This window comes from Gimesia aquarii (genome assembly GCF_007748175.1).
Taxonomy (GTDB): domain Bacteria; phylum Planctomycetota; class Planctomycetia; order Planctomycetales; family Planctomycetaceae; genus Gimesia; species Gimesia aquarii_A.
In genome coordinates, this window is the sequence record NZ_CP037422.1 from 2,686,313 (window position 1) to 2,706,146 (window position 19,834).

General features: G+C 45.4%; 15 protein-coding genes. 7 read left to right on the plus strand and 8 right to left on the minus strand.

Annotated elements, in window-relative coordinates:
• Positions 1–28 precede the first annotated feature (28 nt).
• The gene (gene gltX, locus V202x_RS10565) at positions 29–1,588 is read right to left on the minus strand and encodes a glutamate--tRNA ligase (protein ID WP_145174103.1); all 1,560 of its coding nucleotides are present in this window, start codon (positions 1,586–1,588) and stop codon (positions 29–31) included.
• Between the two features lie 239 nt (positions 1,589–1,827).
• On the opposite strand from gltX, the gene V202x_RS10570 reads away from it, so the two are divergent.
• Positions 1,828–2,493: a hypothetical protein gene (locus tag V202x_RS10570; RefSeq protein ID WP_145174106.1), complete on the plus strand. Its 666-nt coding sequence runs from the start codon at positions 1,828–1,830 to the stop codon at positions 2,491–2,493.
• Positions 2,494–2,499: 6 nt separating this feature from the next.
• Here the strand turns inward: V202x_RS10570 and V202x_RS10575 are convergent, their stop codons facing one another.
• Positions 2,500–2,874: a DNA polymerase ligase N-terminal domain-containing protein gene (locus tag V202x_RS10575; protein WP_145174109.1), complete on the minus strand. Its 375-nt coding sequence runs from the start codon at positions 2,872–2,874 to the stop codon at positions 2,500–2,502.
• A gap of 11 nt (positions 2,875–2,885) precedes the next feature.
• On the minus strand, positions 2,886–4,007 hold the full coding sequence (locus tag V202x_RS10580) for a glycosyltransferase family 4 protein (RefSeq protein WP_145174112.1): 1,122 nt from the start codon (positions 4,005–4,007) through the stop codon (positions 2,886–2,888).
• 278 nt (positions 4,008–4,285) lie between these two features.
• Between V202x_RS10580 and V202x_RS10585 the strand changes: the two genes are divergently transcribed.
• Positions 4,286–5,314, plus strand: coding sequence for an exonuclease/endonuclease/phosphatase family protein (locus V202x_RS10585; protein ID WP_145174114.1), 1,029 nt, complete (start codon positions 4,286–4,288; stop codon positions 5,312–5,314).
• Positions 5,315–5,327: 13 nt separating this feature from the next.
• On the opposite strand, the gene V202x_RS10590 is transcribed toward V202x_RS10585, so the two are convergent.
• Positions 5,328–6,524: a metallophosphoesterase gene (locus V202x_RS10590; RefSeq protein WP_145174116.1), complete on the minus strand. Its 1,197-nt coding sequence runs from the start codon at positions 6,522–6,524 to the stop codon at positions 5,328–5,330.
• 215 nt (positions 6,525–6,739) lie between these two features.
• Between V202x_RS10590 and V202x_RS10595 the strand changes: the two genes are divergently transcribed.
• Positions 6,740–8,569 (plus strand): UbiD family decarboxylase, encoded by a 1,830-nt coding sequence (locus tag V202x_RS10595; protein ID WP_145174118.1) that lies wholly within the window; start codon positions 6,740–6,742, stop codon positions 8,567–8,569.
• Here the strand turns inward: V202x_RS10595 and V202x_RS10600 are convergent.
• Positions 8,566–9,396 (minus strand): tetratricopeptide repeat protein, encoded by an 831-nt coding sequence (locus tag V202x_RS10600; RefSeq protein WP_145174120.1) that lies wholly within the window; start codon positions 9,394–9,396, stop codon positions 8,566–8,568. The genes V202x_RS10595 and V202x_RS10600 overlap by 4 nt on opposite strands.
• A 42-nt stretch (positions 9,397–9,438) precedes the next feature.
• Positions 9,439–10,473: a signal peptide peptidase SppA gene (gene sppA, locus V202x_RS10605; RefSeq protein ID WP_232098935.1), complete on the minus strand. Its 1,035-nt coding sequence runs from the start codon at positions 10,471–10,473 to the stop codon at positions 9,439–9,441.
• Positions 10,474–10,896: 423 nt separating this feature from the next.
• On the opposite strand from sppA, the gene V202x_RS10610 reads away from it, so the two are divergent.
• Positions 10,897–12,711, plus strand: coding sequence for a hypothetical protein (locus V202x_RS10610; RefSeq protein ID WP_145174123.1), 1,815 nt, complete (start codon positions 10,897–10,899; stop codon positions 12,709–12,711).
• Between the two features lie 94 nt (positions 12,712–12,805).
• On the opposite strand, the gene V202x_RS10615 is transcribed toward V202x_RS10610, so the two are convergent.
• Complete coding sequence (locus V202x_RS10615) at positions 12,806–13,705, minus strand: phytoene/squalene synthase family protein (RefSeq protein WP_145174126.1); 900 nt, start codon at positions 13,703–13,705, stop codon at positions 12,806–12,808.
• A 473-nt stretch (positions 13,706–14,178) separates the two neighbouring features.
• Between V202x_RS10615 and V202x_RS10620 the strand changes: the two genes are divergently transcribed.
• The 3 genes from V202x_RS10620 (at position 14,179) to V202x_RS10630 (ending at position 17,329) form a co-directional block, all read left to right on the plus strand.
• Entirely contained in the window at positions 14,179–15,081 is a 903-nt protein-coding gene (locus V202x_RS10620) for a DUF1559 domain-containing protein (RefSeq protein ID WP_145174129.1), read from the plus strand.
• Between the two features lie 193 nt (positions 15,082–15,274).
• On the plus strand, positions 15,275–16,954 hold the full coding sequence (locus V202x_RS10625; RefSeq protein WP_232099003.1) for a CehA/McbA family metallohydrolase: 1,680 nt from the start codon (positions 15,275–15,277) through the stop codon (positions 16,952–16,954).
• Positions 16,955–17,065: 111 nt separating this feature from the next.
• The gene (locus tag V202x_RS10630; RefSeq protein WP_145174135.1) at positions 17,066–17,329 is read left to right on the plus strand and encodes a hypothetical protein; all 264 of its coding nucleotides are present in this window, start codon (positions 17,066–17,068) and stop codon (positions 17,327–17,329) included.
• 5 nt (positions 17,330–17,334) lie between these two features.
• Here the strand turns inward: V202x_RS10630 and V202x_RS10635 are convergent, their stop codons facing one another.
• A complete protein-coding gene (locus V202x_RS10635; RefSeq protein ID WP_145174138.1) occupies positions 17,335–19,812 on the minus strand; it encodes a CehA/McbA family metallohydrolase in 2,478 nt (825 codons plus the stop codon).
• Positions 19,813–19,834: the final 22 nt, after the last annotated feature.

Below are 19,834 nucleotides of genomic sequence, written 5' to 3' on the forward strand. Positions count from 1 at the left end.
ACCAGCCTGTCTCGATTCTACTGCTTAATTACTCACTCTGACTGAGAGAAATCGCACGATCAATTCGCTGAATGCAACTCTCTTTCCCTAGAATTGCCAGACAATCAAACATGCCGATTCCCGTCCCTTTTCCACTGACGGCCACACGTAACGCATGAATAATCTGCCCCATACCAACCCCTTCCTGTTCCACGAAGTCGTGCAACAGTTGGTCTAATGCCTCCGCATTAAAGTCGCTGGCCTGGGCTAACTTTTCTTTCAGTTTTTCTAACAGAGTAACTGCTTCTGCTGATTTTTTAATTCGTTTTTTGAACGCTTTTGCATCATACACCAGTTGATCGTCGGCAACAAAAAATTCATCGAAGTCCAGAATGTCACTGGCGATTTTCAAACGATCTTCCATCCCGATAATCACCTGGCTGATCCTTTGTTTGGTTTCGGGAGCACTCGCGTCTTGAACCAAACCTGCTTTTTCCAGAAAAGGACTGCAGCGCTCTACTTTTTCATCCATGGATAATTGATTCATCCAATGTGATTGAAAACTGAGCAGTTTGTCCGGATCAAGGCCTGCAGCAGATTTGACAATGCGATCGAGGGTAAAGTTCTCGATAATCGTGTCCATCGACATAATTTCGGTCTTATCGTCTAAAGACCAGCCCAATCGGGAGAGCGCATTTAAGATTGCTTCGGGAAGATAGCCAATCTTCTCATAATATTCGACCATCACAGGATCAAGGCCTCCGGCATTTTCCAGACCAATCCGTGGAAAGACAGCTTCTGCTTTATCAAACATCTTTTTGAACTGGGGACTCTTACGATATTTATCGAGCTTTCGTTTACTCAGTTTTTCTTTTCCACCGGGTGCTGCCACAAACGGAATATGAGCAAACTGTGGCAATTCATAACCCAATGCCTGGAAAATCAAAACCTGCACTGGTGTGTTTGAAAGATGTTCTTCCGCACGAATCACATGTGTGATCTTCATTTGCGCGTCGTCAATCACACTCGCCAGATTATAAAGAGGCGTCCCATTGGCCCGCATAATGACGGGATCGATCATCAGATTAGTATCAAATTCCACATACCCACGAACGGCATCTTCGATTTGTACTTTTTGATCGTGGGGAACCATCAGTCTCACGACAAAGGGTCGTTCTTCTGCAACATATTGATCTAGTTCATTCTGTGACAACTTCAATGAGGGTCTTTGTCGCATGAATCCGAGTTTTTCATCCCGATCTAATGGGATCTCTCCAGTCGGAACATAACACCGATAGGCTTTGCCTTCCGTCAATAGTTGATCGACGGCGGACCGATAAAGGTCATTTCGCTCGGACTGAAAGTAAGGACCGTTGTCGCCTCCCACTTCGGGTCCTTCATCCCAATTCAGTCCCAACCATTTAAATGCTTGTAGAATGGGATCGAGCGCTTCCGACAGATTGCGTTCCTGATCAGTGTCGTCGATGCGAAGAATAAATTGCCCACCGTTGTGCCGTGCCCAGAGCCAGTTAAATAAAGCAGTCCGCATACCTCCAATATGCATGTAGCCTGTTGGACTAGGGGCAAAACGGGTTCGAACGGTACTCATAAAAATGCTCTTATTATTTCTCTTGGCTGCCAAAAACGAGAGGATTCCTGAAATCTCAAACGTACGATACTAGAAAGTTTCGCACGGTAATCAGGATCGGGACGACCGATCATAAAAGACCTTCGAGCGTTCGACAAGTATCTTTAAGGATTCAACTTAGCGCAATACTGCGTTTTCCGCAAATTCTCTCTCAACGTACCGGTCTTGACGCTCCTCTTGATGCGACCTAGCATTTCCTTATGAAACGTTTTTTACTACTTCTCTTTGTACTACTGCTCCTGCTGGGAGGAGTCACAGGAGGCCTTTATTGGTCTTCTGCTCAGGTTCCTGAATTTTATCAGGCAGCACTTCAGGCCGAATCGAAACCGGAAGTCCGGCAGCAAAAAGCCAAACAGTTCGTTCAACGTTCGATGCAACTGGTGAATGATGTACACAATCATGAACCACAATGGTCACAGGAATTTAGCGAACAACAGATTAATGCATGGCTGGCAGAAGAATTGCATCAAAAATACAACGAGTGGGTACCAAAAGGAATTTCTGATCCAAGAATCAAGTTTGGAAACGATCAGGTCGAATTGGGATTCCGTTTGTCATTGAAAAAATGGTCGGGCATCATCAGTCTGAAATTCAAGCCCTGGTTACTGAAAAAAAATCGCCTTGTTCTTGAGCTGGAAAACGCGCGGGCTGGGTTACTCCCTATTCCAATTGAAGAAGCAATCGCAGATTTGATCCAGGAAGCACGTAAGGATGGCTGGCATATTGAATGGGGGCAAAATAATGGCAACGACGCGTTAATCGTGAACCTGGATCATGGCAAAAATGAATTGCCCGACTTGACGGCCTTGGAAGTTCAACCTGGTCTGTTTCGCATTGCCGGAAAAGCAGTTGCTGAAAACCAATAAACCACATTAAAAAAACGCGGTGTAATTGAACGACCACTGGTTTTCCTGGTCCGTTTTTTTGAGTGTGACCCGTCCCGCCAGTTCTTCTCCTGTTAACAATGCCACAATTGAATCATCGCTCCGTTCCAGAAGTGAAAACGTACCGCGGTCCCACTGCTGAACCTCACCACGATCTCCAGAGACTGGTCCCTCGTAATCCAGATAAACCAGCCGATGATCGGGCAGCACTTCGGCAACCAGATCGATTGACGATTCATCCGATGTCGGATCAATGGCTGGTGGCTCATTGAGACGCCAGGTTTTAAGCACGCTTTCTTCTTCCAACATCAGGTCCCAATGCAATTGAGGATGGTCATGGCGAAGTATGACAAATTGTCTCATAAAATAACTCTTCAGGAAATCGATTGATTGATGAGTTGATCCCAGTGCTGAAAATATTGTGTCACGGAAAACCGTTGCGTCACTTCTAACGCATTGACGGCAAATTTCTTTCGTAGTGTTTTATCACTCATTAAATGCTTGAGAGTATTAGCCATTTCAGTAACATTTCCCGGTGGTATCAATAACCCATCGATTCCGGAGCGAATGATCTCTGCCGGTCCACTATCACAATCAAGACTGATACAGGCCAAACCACGTGACATCGCCTGTAACAGTGCATTAGGAAACCCTTCATATCTCGATGGAAGTACAAACAGCTTTCCCTGGTCCAGAATGAGTTCAGGATCTTCCACCCAACCCTTCAATTCGATCTGGTTTTGTAATCCACGTTCATCAATAGTCGCTTGTAATGATTCACGTAACGGCCCCTCTCCTAAAATGCATAACTTCCATTCGGGAAATTCAGCCGCCAGTAAAGTAAACGCATCGATTAATAAATCAAAACCCTTTTCATAAGAAAGCCGACCCATACCAAAAATCACATTCGACTCCGGCCGTGAGTTAAGCGATTGTTCTGTGACAATCGGAACTTGTGCTGAACGAGGAATGGGAACGGCATTCGGAATGACTTCGATTTGTAAGGGTCGCATCCAGGATTTGAAAAATTCAGCAACTCCTTGAGTTTGAACAATCAATTTGATCGCTCGTGGATAGGTTCGTTTTCGCAAAAAAGACCACAGTCGCCCGATCGGATGATGCCGCGGGTCAGAACGTTCTGAGATCAGAACAGGCCAGTTCGCTTTTCGCGCTGCCAGCAACGTCAAAACGTTCATGCGATCAGTAAGACTGATGACAACATCGGGTCGAGACTCCGTAACCATTTCCCGCAATCGTCTGACACGCAGCCTGTTATTAAACACTGCTTGAATCAGATGCTTCGAGTCCTGCATCACACCTAAAGCATACCGCTGGACTGATTCTGAAAGCGTAAACGTATCAGTTTTCGCAGAATCCAAGGTAATGAGAGTGACCGAATCCCCGACGTGCGCCCAGTGGTTTGCCATCATGGTGGCAACACCTTCTGCACCGCCGAAGCTGAGAGAAGGAACCGTAATCGTCAGTCTTCGAGACAAAGTATTCGATGCCCTTCATGTAAGCTGTTGTCAGAATAAGAGATACAACAGCGAAATATGTACACGGTCCACGGAATTAAGCGTATCGGATCTGAGGTAGATCGGCAAGGGGGAAACGTTCCAGTGAAACTTCCTCTTTAAAATTTGCTCTACACGATCATTCGAAAATCTGTTACATTTCGGCTCCATTCTTCGGTCTCTCATCTCCAGATGGACTGGCATAGTTTTCCACAGATTCCTACTTCTTTTCCGTCATACACATTACCACGGATGGTACTATGGCCCTGATACCCAAATTCAAACTTCCGTTCCTCAGATCATGGAAATCACGTGGGCTGACTTTATTACTGGTCAGTCTGCTTGGTGGAGGAATGTTTCATTTTGGAATCAAACCGAAGCAGGTCACAAACTGGATTACTGATTTCGTCTCTTCTACGATTTCCAGTTCGACGCCATCAGACTGGGATTCCACCGAAATTGACCTGCCGCAATCTGAAAATACTATTCGGATCGCTACATTTAATATTCAGGTGTTTGGTCAAAGCAAAATGAAAAAACCACAAGTACCTCAAATTCTGGCACGTATTATCCAGCAGTTTGATGTAGTCGCTGTACAGGAAATTCGTTCGCAGGATCAATCATTTATGGACGAATTCTTGAGCATTGTTAACTCTGGAAACCACCGTTATGCCTACCTGATTGGTCCCAGATTGGGAAGAACTGCCAGCAAGGAACAGTACGCCTACTTCTATAATACCGAACGAATTGCTGTAAACGACAAATGGACTTATACGGTGATCGACAAATACGACAAGTTGCATCGCCCCCCTTACATTGCTCATTTTCAGACATTGAGCTCTTCCAGCAAGCAGCCGTTTACGTTTTCTTTAATCAATATTCACACCGACCCGGATGAAACGAAACAAGAACTGAATGTTCTGGACGATGTTTACCGAGTCGTTTCCAACGATGGCAGCCAGGAAGACGATGTCATCTTGCTTGGCGATTTGAATGTTAATGATCGGAATCTGGGAGAGCTGGGAATGGTCCCCGATCTCATGTGGACCGTCTCCAAAACCCCCACGAATACCCGAAAATCAAAACAATATGACAATATCTTGTTCAGCCGTCACCGTTCGCAGGAATTCACCGGAAAGTCTGGCATTTATGATTTCAAAACACGCTTTGGGTTAACTGAAAAAGAAGCCCTGGTCGTTTCCGATCATTTACCGGTCTGGGCAGAATTTCATGTTTCGGAAAATGGATTTGCGCGTCAAGCCTCGGCAAGGCAATCTGAAACACGCTGAAAACAACCTGAATTCATCGATCTTCTGAATCGGTTGTATGTAATGTCAATAGACTGATTTCCGGACGGCAGAACAAGCGTAACGGATGAATCCCTGACACACCACGGCTGACGTGCAACACAGTCGAACCACGGGCAAACGTCCCACTTGCATAACGCGTCCCGTGTAAACTCGGCGTAAAGACCGGGCCAATCAAAGGGAAGCGGACCTGCCCGCCATGAGTGTGACCGGCAAGTACCAGGTCATACCCCTGTCGAACAGCCCAATGAAAATTATCGGGGGTGTGACTGACGAGCAAGAGGAAGTCAGACTCTGCTCCACTACCTTCCTCTATAGCTGGTTGCTTGAGTTCCGGATGCGCTCCCATCCAGGGGACTTCGGTTCCCGCCAGTAGCAGCGTGTGTCCTTCATACTCCAAAAGAAATGGCTCAGTAGTCAGATCGATCCAACCTGCTTTCATCAAAGTCTCTCGAATCTGAAGACTATCCTGATGCCAGTCATGATTACCTAGTATAAAAAAACACCCCAAAGGTGCTTGCATCGGGCTCAGTGTGTCGTCCAGCCAGTCGAGACATTTCATTTCGTCTATGAGGTCACCAGCGAAGATAATCAGATCAGGCTCTGTTTCCTGAGCAATCCGACATAGCTCGATAAAATACTCACGTTTCAAAGTACCAGAAAAATGTAAGTCGCTCAAATGCAAGATTCTCAGACCTTCCCAGTTCGCCGGTAGTCGGGGAAGTTCGAATTTTTTCTCCGTGAATTCCACACTAAAAATCTGGTTAAAGGGAAGACCGGCCAGATAATGATAGGGCCCCTCTCCGATCAGATCCTGATTGAGTCGCTGGCGGATGTGGATCAGCTCAGACTGGTGTTCGGTCTGTTGTCGTGGTGGTTTGTAAAGCAGATGGCGAAACCCGGAATACAAGAAGCCCAGAAATCCCAAGGCACACACGAATAGGACAGGCTTCCACCAAAAAGGGAGTTGATTCCAGTCCCCACCTACCAGAACCCCTGGAGTATACAGGCCCACAGAGAGAAAAAGCACTATGGGAAATAGAACCATTAATAGCTCCAGCACATGCCTCAGTCTCTTAAGGCGGACATCGTGTATCGGCAGAGCGTGTGTGCGATTGATGACCACGATCCAGAGCTCAGCATGGCCGACTGATAGCACCAGCAATATCAATCCATTGGCTATTGCTTCCATAATGATCTTTACATAATTCGCTGAAAATAGATCTTAAGATAAGAAAAAAATACGACTGCAGGCGAATCATAGAAGATCGATGCTGGAATGCAAACATAAACGGAACAGCAATCCAGTGTTCACTGGACTTCTGCGTGGTATAATTCTTCAGCAACCGTTAATCTGCTCATGGCGACAACGAATAATTAATTTTGCATGAATGGAACAGGGCCCCGATGGGATACCGAGGACTGCGTGAGTGTGTCAACGACCTGGAACGGACGAACCAGTTAATCCGAATTGAACAAGAGATCGATGCCAATTTAGAGGCGGCGGAAATCCAACGCCGTGTCTATCAGGCAGGCGGCCCTGCCATTTATTTTGCTAATGTGCGAAATTGCAGATTCCCGATGGTCAGTAATCTGTTTGGTACACTCGAACGCACGCAATATATTTTTCGCGATGCCTTAGCGGCTGTGAATCATCTCGTGGAATTAAAAGTAGATCCTTCCCAATTCTGGAAGCACCCCCTGCGCTATCTCGATGTTCCTTTCTCTTTGTTACACATGCTGCCGCGTTCTCGCTCCCGTGGTGCCGTTATTGAAAATCAAATTCAGCTTCAGGACCTGCCCCAACTCCGAAGTTGGCCTGATGACGGTGGCCCTTTTGTCACTCTGCCTCAAGTCTATACAGAATCGCCCAAACGTGGCGGCTTAATGAACTCTAATCTGGGGATGTACCGAATTCAACTGGCTGGAAATGAGTATCAACCGAATCAACAGATCGGACTGCATTACCAGATTCACCGTAGCATTGGTGTTCATCATGCCGAAGCAATTGAAAAAGGAGAGCCTCTGAAAGTCAATATTTTTGTTGGTGGCGCTCCTGCGATGACGCTCTCTGCTGTGATGCCATTGCCGGAAGGACTTTCGGAACTCACTTTTGCCGGTGCTTTGAGCAAACGCGCCATTCGTATGATTCGGAATAAAAACGGCCTGCCGATTTACGCTGATGCCGACTTTTGTATTACAGGCTGGGTCGATCCGGAACAATTACTTCCCGAAGGACCTTTTGGCGATCATCTGGGTTACTACAGTCTGGCTCACCCCTTTCCTGTGATGAATGTGGAATCCGTCTACCACCGCAATGATGCCATCTGGCCATTCACTGTCGTCGGCAGACCTCCTCAGGAAGATACCGCTTTTGGAGCCATCATCCATGAGATCACAGGACCTGCGATTCCCTCGGTCATTCCAGGCGTGCATCAGGTACATGCCGTCGATGCTGCGGGCGTCCATCCCTTACTACTGGCAGTGGGGAGCGAACGTTACACTCCTTACGATAAAGAGCGTAAACCACAGGAAATTTTAACCAACGCAAATGCCATTCTGGGACAGGGCCAATTAAGCCTGGCTAAATATCTGATGATTGTGGCCCATGAAGATGCCCCTGAATTGGATGCAGAAGATATCGGAGCATTTTTGACACATTTACTGGAGCGTATCGATTGGAAACGAGACTTGCATTTTCAAACCTGCACAACAATGGATACGCTTGATTATTCGGGAACAGGCTTTAATTCTGGCTCTAAAGTCGTGATGGCGGCCGCTGGTCCGAAAAAACGTGCCCTACCGACATCCATTCCTGATAATTTCTCACTACCAGCTGGATTTTCTGATCCGAAACTCTGCCACCCTGGTATTCTGGCTATCAGGGCACCAGCATTTGAGGAAAACAATCAAGACCTCCCTCGTTTTTGTAACGAACTGCCGTTAGCTCATCCCATCAATGAATTCCCGCTGACTGTACTCGTCGATGACAGCCCCTTCACCGCCGCCACTCTGAATAATTTTCTGTGGACGGTTTTCACCCGCTCCAATCCCGCCAGTGATATTGATGGCATAAAAGCATTTATAGAAAACAAACATTGGGGCTGCCAGGGTTCGCTGGTGATTGATGCACGCATCAAGCCACACCATGCGCCTCCTTTAATTGAAGATCCTGAAATTACCAAACGAGTCGATCAACTTGGTGCGCCGGGTGGTCCCTTACATGGGATTATCTAGGACTTTGGTAGATGCTTAAGTAATCGCCGCGCTTTACTTTTCCAACGAATGAACTTGCGCGCGATTCCCCGCGGACTTCCGTTAATATCAAGCAACATGCCTTGCAAAGTTTTACGCGCGGCCTGGTGGTCACCTGCTTCTGCTTCCAATGTTGCCAGCATAAACATGGCCTCAGGTTGTCGCCAACGTTTTGTATGTTTTGTCAGATGCTCTCTGGCTTTTTCTGATGTATCTAATTGACAGATCGTTTTACAATACAACAGCGAAACGTCGCCAAACTTGTATTCGGGATCGGCTTCCAGAATGAGGTGACAACGGGTTTTTGCGCTCTCATATTTCTTAAGCTGCATTTCAATTTGTGCGGCCCCCCACAACGCTTGCAGGTTATCCGGTTCTTTATTCAATGCTTGAAGATAGGCATCTAAACTTTTCTGCTGAATACCAGCCTCTTTCAAGGCATCTCCCCAACGCACAAACTGGTAGGCATTACCAATTTGTAACGCCGCTGTCTCCAGTTCATTGATGCGACGCTGATGAAATAAGGGTCTAGCAAATTCTGGAAGCTGAAATTGATTGGTAGGCAACCAGCGAATAAAGAAATAAATGAACGCTCCAAAAGGCTGGAATACCAGAATCACCCAAAACCATAAAAAACGATCCGGATCTTTGCGGACACAATCGACCAGCATCCAGATCATAAATATAAAATAAAGAAACCAGAAGGCGTCCCAAACAAATCCCATCACAGGCGACGGCGCACCATAAGAATAGGAATCATTCAGATAAGGATTTGAAGGAGGAACTGAAGGTTCTTCTTGCGCAAACATATGCTCGCTTTACATCTGGTAGACATACGGGCCTAATTCAACTTATTGCCAGCCAGGCAAATCTCCCATCCATGAAGCGAGATACATCGCCCTTGGAACTGTGGATTCTAAAAGTGCCTGCTTGCGGTTCTCCACCTGACTTGCTTCTGCAGATCCCAGCAATATATCAGCCAGGGATGCAGGATGATTATACTTGATCACGCGAACTTTTTTGAGTCCGATCTTTTCTTGTAAACCAGCTATGGCATCTTCTTGATAACCGATCTCGTCTATCAAACCGTTCTCTTTTGCATCGATAGCAGGATAGATCTGCCCTGTTGCTAATTTTTTTACCTGTTCATAATCAAGATTCTTTCGATTGTCTGTGATGACATTTAAAAAGCGTTGATAAGACTCATCCAGAATATGATCCCAGATGGCGCGTTCCCGTTTGGTGAGATTTCGAAACGGATTCAACGCATCTTTGAATTCTCCCGTCTTTAATGGATCTGATACCACACCTACTTTTTCAGCCAGCCCACTCATATCAAAACGGGGAATAATCACTCCTAAGGAACCGGTCCATGTTGTCGGTTCTGCAAAGATGACTCCGTCCTCACCAGAACCCATCGCTATGTAATATCCTCCCGAAGCTGCCATCCGCTTCATATAAACGAAAATCGGTTTCTTCTTACTCAGTTCAGACAGACGGTGATAGATTTGTTGACTATCAGCCACAAAACCTCCTGGACTGTCAATTTCCAGCAAGATACCTCTGACCTGATCATCTTCCTTTGCTTTTTTGATCGATTTCAAAATTCGCTCAGTGAAGGGAGGCATAATTGTCCCTGTGACAGAAATTATGGCAATCTTTTCTGTCGCATATCGATCACCTGCCTCAAATTGCTCAGTGGGGCCACCACTAGACATAAAATATTCTTGATATAAGGCATAAAAACTCAAATTGACAATTAACGAGATCAATAAGAGTAAAACCAATCCACGTACCAGCCAACGACGTCTGGGAGGACCTTGTTTCTCACTCTGATGAGTGGTGGTCATGCTCTTTGAAACGGGTTTCTGCTGAGAATCATCCATATAAGTAACTCTCTAATCTTAAGGTACTTCCTATTGAGGAAACGGCTATATTCACTGAATCCAACCTGAAATAGTACAGACTCCACCGAGTTTAAAATAGGAAGATTACAAACGATAGCAATCCTACAGCAAGATTATCAATAAAAACGGTCGTTCGGGTTATTTCAAAGATCCCGGCGGAATCTACTCCTACAATCGACATAGGCATCAAAATGTGACCAGATTCACGACGATAGAAAACGCAGCAGGGCTGTTCTGCATGGTTATGTCGATTATGCGGAACTAATCATTTGAAAGCAATATTCCGAATAAATGAAGACTCGTCAATTCGAGAAAACATTCAGAATGCAACTTTATTGAGTGCTTCCTCATGGATTCCATTTGGTTAAGGCTCAAGACTTAGGAAGCAGGAGATTTCAGGAGATGAAGGCAGGAACAAGCTTCTCCGCTCGCGTTTTAATTTTCAGCGCGATTTCTGGCTTAATGCTCACGAATTTGAACTTACTGTCGGCGGATCCATCTTCCGTTAAAGTGAGTTCAAAGAAAATACAAAGCAAAAAACCAGCGCGGAACCCACAAAGTACGTTATTAGATGCCATTCAACGTGAAATGCATTCAGCACGCAGTGGCACAAAACCACGTGCCATTTTTCCAAAACAGGAAAAGAAAAATACACAGATACAACAAGTCGGTTTGACTTTGAATCCAAAATCATTATTTCAAAAAAGAAGTACTGGTTCTGCACAAAAGAAACCAGAACAGAAACGCCCAGTCATCGTTCGTGGTGGTCAAAAATCAACTGCTGCAACTCCGCAATATCAGACTGCCGTTCCACGACCTAATGCAAGGTCAGGCCAAAGTGAGATTCAACGCCAGTTGGAGGCATTATACCGTCGCGATGGCCGGGCAATGCCTCCCATGCAGCTCAACGCTTTGCCACAAACAGCCGGAGCAAATTCTGCCAGCGGACGGGGTGTAGTCAATCGGCCTCAACCTTCAAACGCCCAGCCAGCTCCTCAAAATATTGTGAGAACGCCCTCTCAAAATGGTTTGCAACAACCAAATGTAAAAAGAAAATGGTATGAAAAGTTCTTACCAAGAAAAGCAAACCAAACTCCCAAACGACTTCAACAATCAAATCAATATGTCAAAAAAGCACCACTCAGCTCGCCTGCAACCAAAAAACCAGTTTCGTCGGCTCAGCCTCAATTACCAACTGCACCAGCTCCTGAAACTCAAACAGTTGTAACGACTCCGCAAAAACCAGTCGAAAATGAAGCGTCCGTTGCGAATACTGTAGCTCCATCGACTGAGAAACTGAGTGATGAAGAACAGGAAGAAGCAGCCAAAGGACTTGAAGAACAAAAAATAGCTGAAACGAAGGAAACCGATGAAACTCAGTTTACCGAAGAAAAAATAACAGAAACCAGTCCTGAAAACGTAGTTCTCGAAGATGAATTTAAGAATCTGTTTCCAGATATGTCTGAAGAAGCTGCCGATAATTTAGTCAAACCCAAGGCCGAAAAGAAAGAGAAGGAAGCAGTCAAAACTCCCTTCAGTGGTTTGGTGCTTGAAGAAGAAGGCTTGAAGAAGTCTGATGAAAAACAAAAAACAAAAACGACAACTCCTGAGAAGGAAGCGACTCCTCAGATTGCTAAGGAAGAGTCCAAAAAAGAATTTAATCCCTTTGAACCTCAAACCGATCCAGTAGTTGAACCTAAAAAGGAAACGGATTCTGGTAAAAAAGTAGTCAAAAAAGAGCTGGAACTACCTAAAGAGAATCCATTCAAACCACAACCAGAACAAAAAAAGAAGACTCAACCGGCACCAATTCCCGCCAGTAAGATTGCGACCAGCGACTATCGTGATCCGATTGAAAAGAAATTAGCACTCATTGCCAGTCGCGGCAATATTAAAGGTTTAAAGGGATTCTGCCCCGTTGCCTTACGAGAGAATCGACTTTTGGTCGACGCACGACCTGAATTCAGCTCTTCCTTTAAATCCATGAACTATCAGTTTGCTTCACTGGAGAACAAAGTGAAGTTCGACCGTGAACCTGCAAAATATGCTCCCGCTGCCGGAGGCAGTGACATTGTCCTGTTAGTTGATCATCAGGATGACAAAGAAGGGACTTTGGATTTTGCATCCTGGTACAAAGGCAGACTCTACTTGTTCAGTACCAAAACTAATATGGATCTATTTATGAAAACGCCGGCTCTCTATGTTGGTGTCGAATAATTTGTGAGCTTTGTTCCTGCTGCTCCTAGATGGCTCCCGATAATTAATGCAATTATCGGGAGCTTTCTTTTTGAACCCCAAAGCTCATTTTGTTTCACCTGGCAGAGCGAACAGAAAACCAACGCGAAGAAACGATTGCTTCGCCTGCGATCAATAATTTCCGCCAGCGAGGTAATCCTGCCCGGGATGAGTAAACATCGTAATCCACACGTTCAATTTGATTAAGAATACCACCATAAATTCGGTACATGGCTCTTAAGATTCCTTGTCCGGCGGGTGAGATATAATCAATCAGACGTTCCGACTTCTGGTAAAATGCTCGCGTCCTTTGCACCTCAAACTGCATTAAATTTTTAAAGCGTTCATCATAAATCTGTGCCTGGATATCGGAACGTGAGTAATGGAACTGCTCTAAATCCTCCACAGGCAAATACACTCGTCCCTGATCGACATCCTCTGTCAGATCGCGGAGGATGTTTGTCATTTGGAACGCCAGTCCACATTCGATTCCCGCATCGAATGCACGGTCATCATGAAACCCCCAAATGTGGATACAACACAACCCCACAACGCCTGCAACGTGATAACAATATTCTGCTAATTCATCAAATGTCTGATAAGAAACAGGTTGCAAATCGGACTCGACCCCCGAAATCACATCAAAAAAATAGTGTTCCGGAATTTCATAACGTTGAATGATATCGAGTAGCGCGGGAAAGCAGGGATGATAAAATTCATCTGAGAATTGCTTTCCACTTGCTAACGCCTGCTGGAGTTCTGATCGCCACTCCCTTAATGATGCAAGACGTTCCTCAAACGAACGTTGTGGATCATCACCCAAATCATCAACGTTTCTCATATAGGCATACAGGACGCACATCGCCCGGAACTGTTCTTTACGCAAAGCAAGAAATGAATAGTAGAAATTCCCTGCTGTCTGTTTTGCCAGATGCTGGCAGTACGCATAAGAATGAGAAAGAGAGAGCGCGGTCATCGAATCTATCGGGTCGTCGAATAAGGTGCAGGATATCTAACAGACGTCAACCATGATAACCAGAGAACTCTCAAATGAAAATCCGTTTGTTTTCAAGTAGCGTCTCTTGATTCATTAAAAATAAAAAAGAATTCAACCCCTGAAACAGAATTTTTGCTCGTAGATTTTATCGACGCTCCATCCGAAGGAATAACAGGGGTGAAAACAGAATTTCTACGTTGATTTTACATCATTCGCCCTAAAACATAGACAAAAAAGCGTTTTTGCCGACTCACTCTCTTGATGTAGCAGGATGTAAAAACCACTCGAAAATCTTGAAAAATACGACCGTTCAGGCACGGCATAACCACGCCCCCAGAAACTGTTGCAATTAATTTGCATTAGAGATTGACTTCCGCAAACCATTTGCAATAATGATTGCATTGTTACAGAATTTTATATCTTTATACCGACTAACGTCCCGGAGTTTAGAGATGAAGAGACTCAAGAAAACTCAGCGTGGCTTTACTTTGATTGAGCTTCTGGTGGTGATTGCAATCATCGCGATTCTGATTGCGTTGCTGTTACCAGCCGTACAACAGGCACGTGAAGCAGCTCGCCGCAGCACCTGCAAGAATAATTTAAAACAAATAGGGCTGGCACTTCATAATTATAATGAGACCCACAATATCTTACCTTCAGGTTGGATTGGCGTTGAACCCGGGGTAGGATCCAATGTTGAGTTTGGTAGCGGCTGGGGTTGGGGAACCATGGCTCTCCCTTATCTTGATCAAGCACCTCTCTACAATCAAATCGACTTTAATCTCGATATAAATGATCCTGCTCAGACTGCTGGTTTAATCGATCAAATTTTACCAGCGTTCCGTTGCCCTTCTGATCCTGCCCCTAACACGTTTGAACTAGAAGAAGAGGGAAATCCAGGAAATGTTTTAGCGGTACTGGCGCTCGCTAATTACATTGGAGTCTTTGGAAGCGATGAATTAGATGACTGTGAGATTGTTCCCGCAGGCTCAGCCTGTCAAAGTACCGGGCTTTTCTTTCATAACAGTAACACACGCTTTCGTGATATTACTGACGGCCTCTCACAAACACTGTTTGTAGGTGAACGAAAAACAGATCCGAATTTCGGCTGGTATACTACCTGGGTGGGAGCCGTCCCTGAAGGCGAAGAAACGTTTGCTCGCGTCCTGGGGGCAACAGACCATACTCCTAACGATCCCGCTTCTCACTTCGATGACTTCAGCAGTAACCACACAGGTGGTGCCCAGTTTGTCTTCGGAGATGGACGCGTCCGATTCATTTCTGAGAACATTGATTTGGGAGTCTATCGGGCTCTCTCAAGTATCAGAGGCGGAGAAGTCACGGATTTCGACTAAGATCAGAACATGATATGAACAACCACGTGTAATTGAAGGTGCTGTGCGAGGCGACCAGACATTTTGTAATGTCTGGTCGTTTTTTATTTCCAGAAGATCACAAACAGGCTTTGCAGGCACTTAATAGCCGGATAACCTAGAAGTAGACTGTGACCGTTGTCTTTTCTATTTCCAAGGGGATCTCGTGATCAACATGATATGGAACCCAAAACACACGCTTCAATTGTTTTTTGTTTTGCTTGTCACATGTAGTTTTGTTTTCCCGTCTGGCAGAGTTGCTGCAGATCTGGCTTTGTTACAGGCTCCCGTAAAAAATCAAACAACCTCCGTTCCACAGTGTACTCTGACGCTACGTCTGGTGGAACAAAATCAGAATGGTAGTAAACAAAATATTCCGGGGATGCTCCGTATCTTGGACACAAACGGAAAGCCTCTCACCTTACCCGAATTACTTAAACGTGGGACGGGAATCAGTAAAAAGTCGACTTCAAAACAAGGAGGTATACACAGTTGGTATGTCGTTCCTGAGGAAGTACAACTGAAACTGCTAAAAGCCAAATTGATCTTACAGGCGTTTTCCGGTCTGGAAACAGAGCTCACTCAGAAAACCATCGACCTCACTGATAAAATATCGGAAGACGTTACACTCAATCTCAACCGCTTTTCTAACCTGAGTCCAGACTATAAAACGGCAAATACACATCTCCATTTGATGCGGCTTACCAAACCGGAATGTAATGAATACTTAGCACAAATTCCTTTCGCGGATCGACTTGATCTTGTATTCATCTCATATCTGGAACGCGCTGTCGCAGATAAAACTTACATTACCAATCGGTACTCGATGGCAGATCTGAACGCATTATCGAAGGCATCAGGCGTTCTATTTGGCTGGGGTGAAGAACATCGACATAATAGTTCAGGATATGATGAAGGTTATGGTCATGTTATGCTGCTGGATATTAAAAAACTGATTCAACCGGTGAGTATTGGTCCTGGTATCATGAAACAGGGAACCGATGGTATTCCCTTATCACGGGGAATTAAAACCGCGCTTCAAGATCAGGCCACTGTCATCTGGTGCCATAATGCCTGGGGAATGGAATCGACTCCTAACATCGTTCAAGGTAAAGTTCACGCCTTGAATATCTTCGATGGCGGAACCCGCAGCTCCTATGAAGACAGTTTTTACAAATATCTGAACGCAGGTTATAAAACTCCGTTTTCAACCGGAACCGATTGGTTTCAGTACGACTTTTCCCGGGTCTATGCAGCTGTAAAATCTCCTTTATCAACTTCAACCTGGCTGGAAAGCTTAAAAGCAGGACGAACCTTCATCACAAACGGCCCATTACTGGATCTGCGAATCAATCACAAAACAATCGGAGACCAGTTAAAACTTTCAACGGAAAAGAATCAAATCACAATTCGCGCTACCGGGACAGGACGGATTGATTTTGAAAAACTGGAGCTAATACATAACGGCAAGGTCATAGCCACGCAGAAAACCTCACCGCTAAAGAACCATTTTGAAGCACAAATCGACCTGAAGTTAGAAATCGACCAACCCGGCTGGATTGCTTTAAGAACACCATCTCCCTCCGTTCCTAAGGATCCCAAACGAAAGCAGATGACACCACTCAATGAGTATGGTCGTGAATTATTTTCGCATACAAGCCCGATTTATCTCGAATGGGAAGGTCGTTCGATATTTGATCAGAATCAGGCTCAAATGTTTCTGGAAGAGATGAAACAAAATCGAGAGAAAATTACGAAACAATTCCGGTTTGCTGATGACCTGGAACGCGCCCATGTTTTAGATGTTTACTCAGATGGAATTGAGAAACTTACTGGTCAAATCGAATCACCGTAAATACCGTTAAATCGGTGTCTTGAGTCTCAGAGACTTATTGCCTAAAATAGAGCAATCGAGCAGGAACGACATTAAAGCCTGCCATATTTGACTTCAGAAAGTTCTTTCGAAATGATCCGATTCAATCTCGCTTTAGTTTCTCTCATTACCCTGGTCAGTTCTTCACAGCTCTTTGCCCATCCCGGACATGGAAATGAAGTCGCCAATAATCCCCATGGGCTTCTGCATTATCTGACCGAACCGGTTCACTTCATGCCGGTTGCCGCAATAGGAGTGGTTGTTCTCCTGTTCGTGACAGGGAGAAAATTTATGCAACGTTCTCGCAATCGTCAACAGGCAGTGATCATTTCCCGCGAAATCGAAAAAGAGAAGTAATTGATTCAATTGATTTCGGCAGCTTCCTCAGCACGTTGAAGATAAGTGCGAATCGCCCGTTGATATGTTTGCTCTGCTTCGCCTCGTTCATGCGCGGCAATTTTTTGATGACGATTTTTCCATAACAGCTTGATGGATTCTGCACACCATAGCGCGCTCTCGCGCGAGGCACGAATGGGACGTTCTTTCACGATAACATTCACCGGGTTAGTATGCAGTTGTGGAAATTGCCGTAATGCAATCCAACTGCTTTGTGTTACAGGAACAGTGAATTTGAGTTGATGAATTTGTCCATCAGCGGGAACAGATTTTTTGGCCACGACTTCGCCATTGCAAACAATCTCTACCAATCTTTGTCCCCCCGTTACATAATCGGAATTTCGTGGTGCATGCAAAATACGCGTATCTCCCTGTGCGCGGCGACCCTCGGGGGGATTTAATAATCCGTAGGCAACTGCTTTAGGAGTCTCTGGAGCAAAAGAAACTGTTGCATTGATTTCTACTGTTGTCGGCACTTGAAGTGCAACATCTTCAAAACCCGGGGACTGACCATTCACCTGAAAATTCAAAGCATGAGCAAAACCATCGGACACATATGAACGTCCCTGTTTGATTCCCAGGCACCATTGGCTGAAATCAATTTCGTCTATCTCTCCCAATTGTACGTAAACTCTCCCCTGCCCCACGCGACGACTACTCATACAAGGAAAATCCGTTTCACCACTGACTTTGAGCGGATAGCCACAGTTTAATATATGGTACCATGTGTTCCACTCTGGAATACGTTCCGTATCCATCGCGCTGACGAAGTCACAAACGCCTTCCGCAGTGCTCACACAAATTTCCATGGCACCACCTCCATTCATCTCCGGTACTGCCAGATTCGGTAATTCATCAGCCGCCTGTTCCAAAGCAATCGTTAATTCTTGCACATTCAATTCGGCGTTCTTATCGTTATCAATATCAGTGAATGGCTTAGGCAGTAGCCCCTTAGCTGCTTCAGCAGAATTCAACGTTTGTGACTGGTTTTGGTCAAGATTCTGTATCAGTCTCTGTGCTGCCTGCGGCGGATTGACTCGCAGAGCGGAATGCGGAAAGCCGGTTACGCCCCCTTGTTCCTGACACCAGCGCATGACAGGTACAGTCCAGCTTGGCCACCCCCTGGTTGTCCCCAACGTGCCGGGATAGGTTTGATTCTGTAAGTTGAGTAAACAAACATGTCCCAATGCAGCTGAACCAAAACCACTGATTTCCAAATCATATTTCAACAAAGTCAGCGGCTCGCTCACACGATCGGCGGTAGAACCAAAGAACTGTCGCTGTGCCTCAAAACAAGGTCCCCAGGTTAACACGCATCCTACATTCAAACCCTCACCCTTAACCTGGTTGAACATATCGCGAGGAGTGACTCCTTTCGTCGGATTATCATAGTGCGCACAACCGGCTGCGTGGATATGGTGATCTCCAGAGTAAAATCCGAATTTGCGAGGATTAACCCAACGTTTCAATTGAATCTCAATTGTCTTAGGAGCATCTTTTGATACAGTCACTTTTTTGGTCAATCTCTGATATTCCGGCCCTCGGCTAAATTCCAGATCTAAAACTCCTGAAGGGAGTAAAACGGTGTCGCCGTCTTGTCGATAGATTTGTGGTTGAAAAAAGAAATCGGGAGCCAGCCGCTTTGCCTGTAAAGGATAAACTCGTCCTTGTGGATCGCGAAACTCCAGCCGTGCTGCCGAGGGTTGACCGTCATAATCTTTGATCGAAAGTTTCACGGGCACAGCTGGTTGAACATGAAACAAAACAGGTACTTCTCCGCGAAAGCCAATATCCTGAGTTCCCGCACCCACATCGAACCCTAAAGTCGCTTCCCGTTTACCAGATTCATGGCCATAAATTAAAGCAATCGCATATTCCACCTCGAGACCACTTAACTTGACTGTCATAGGGCTCGCCTGAAACATTTCCACTTCCAGAAAACGATCCTTTTTGCTGTTAATATTCTGGTTCCGATTTAATTCGGTTTGTGCCTGCCGCTTCAAACTGTTTAATGCGGCTCCCGAATAAACGGGGCCTGCTTGAGGACTGGAAATCTGTAACTGTCGTGTGACAGTGCTGTGGTTAATGATCTTGATTATAAAAGGTGTGAACCCTCCCTGCTGTAGATTTGCCTGCGCGGGTCCTCGGGCTACTTTAGTGCGTACTTCGGGATTCAAAGAAACAATACAGAGAACCTCTGAATCAAGTAATTGCTGAATTGTCTTGGAATCGCGTTGCTCACAGGCGGATCTCAGTTTTTGAGTCAACGGTTTTGAAAGTGGTGAACCCAAATAATTCAATGCATTGATGAGCCGTTTCACATTGGCTCCGAGTGGCTGCCCTTCCACTTCTTCAAAAACAGCCTGTTGTTGAGCCGCCCAGACTATATGACAGGGGACCAGAGTTAATATCAGGCAGAATGAAATTCGACAAATAGAAGCCATTCGCTACACCTTTGGTTCAGTT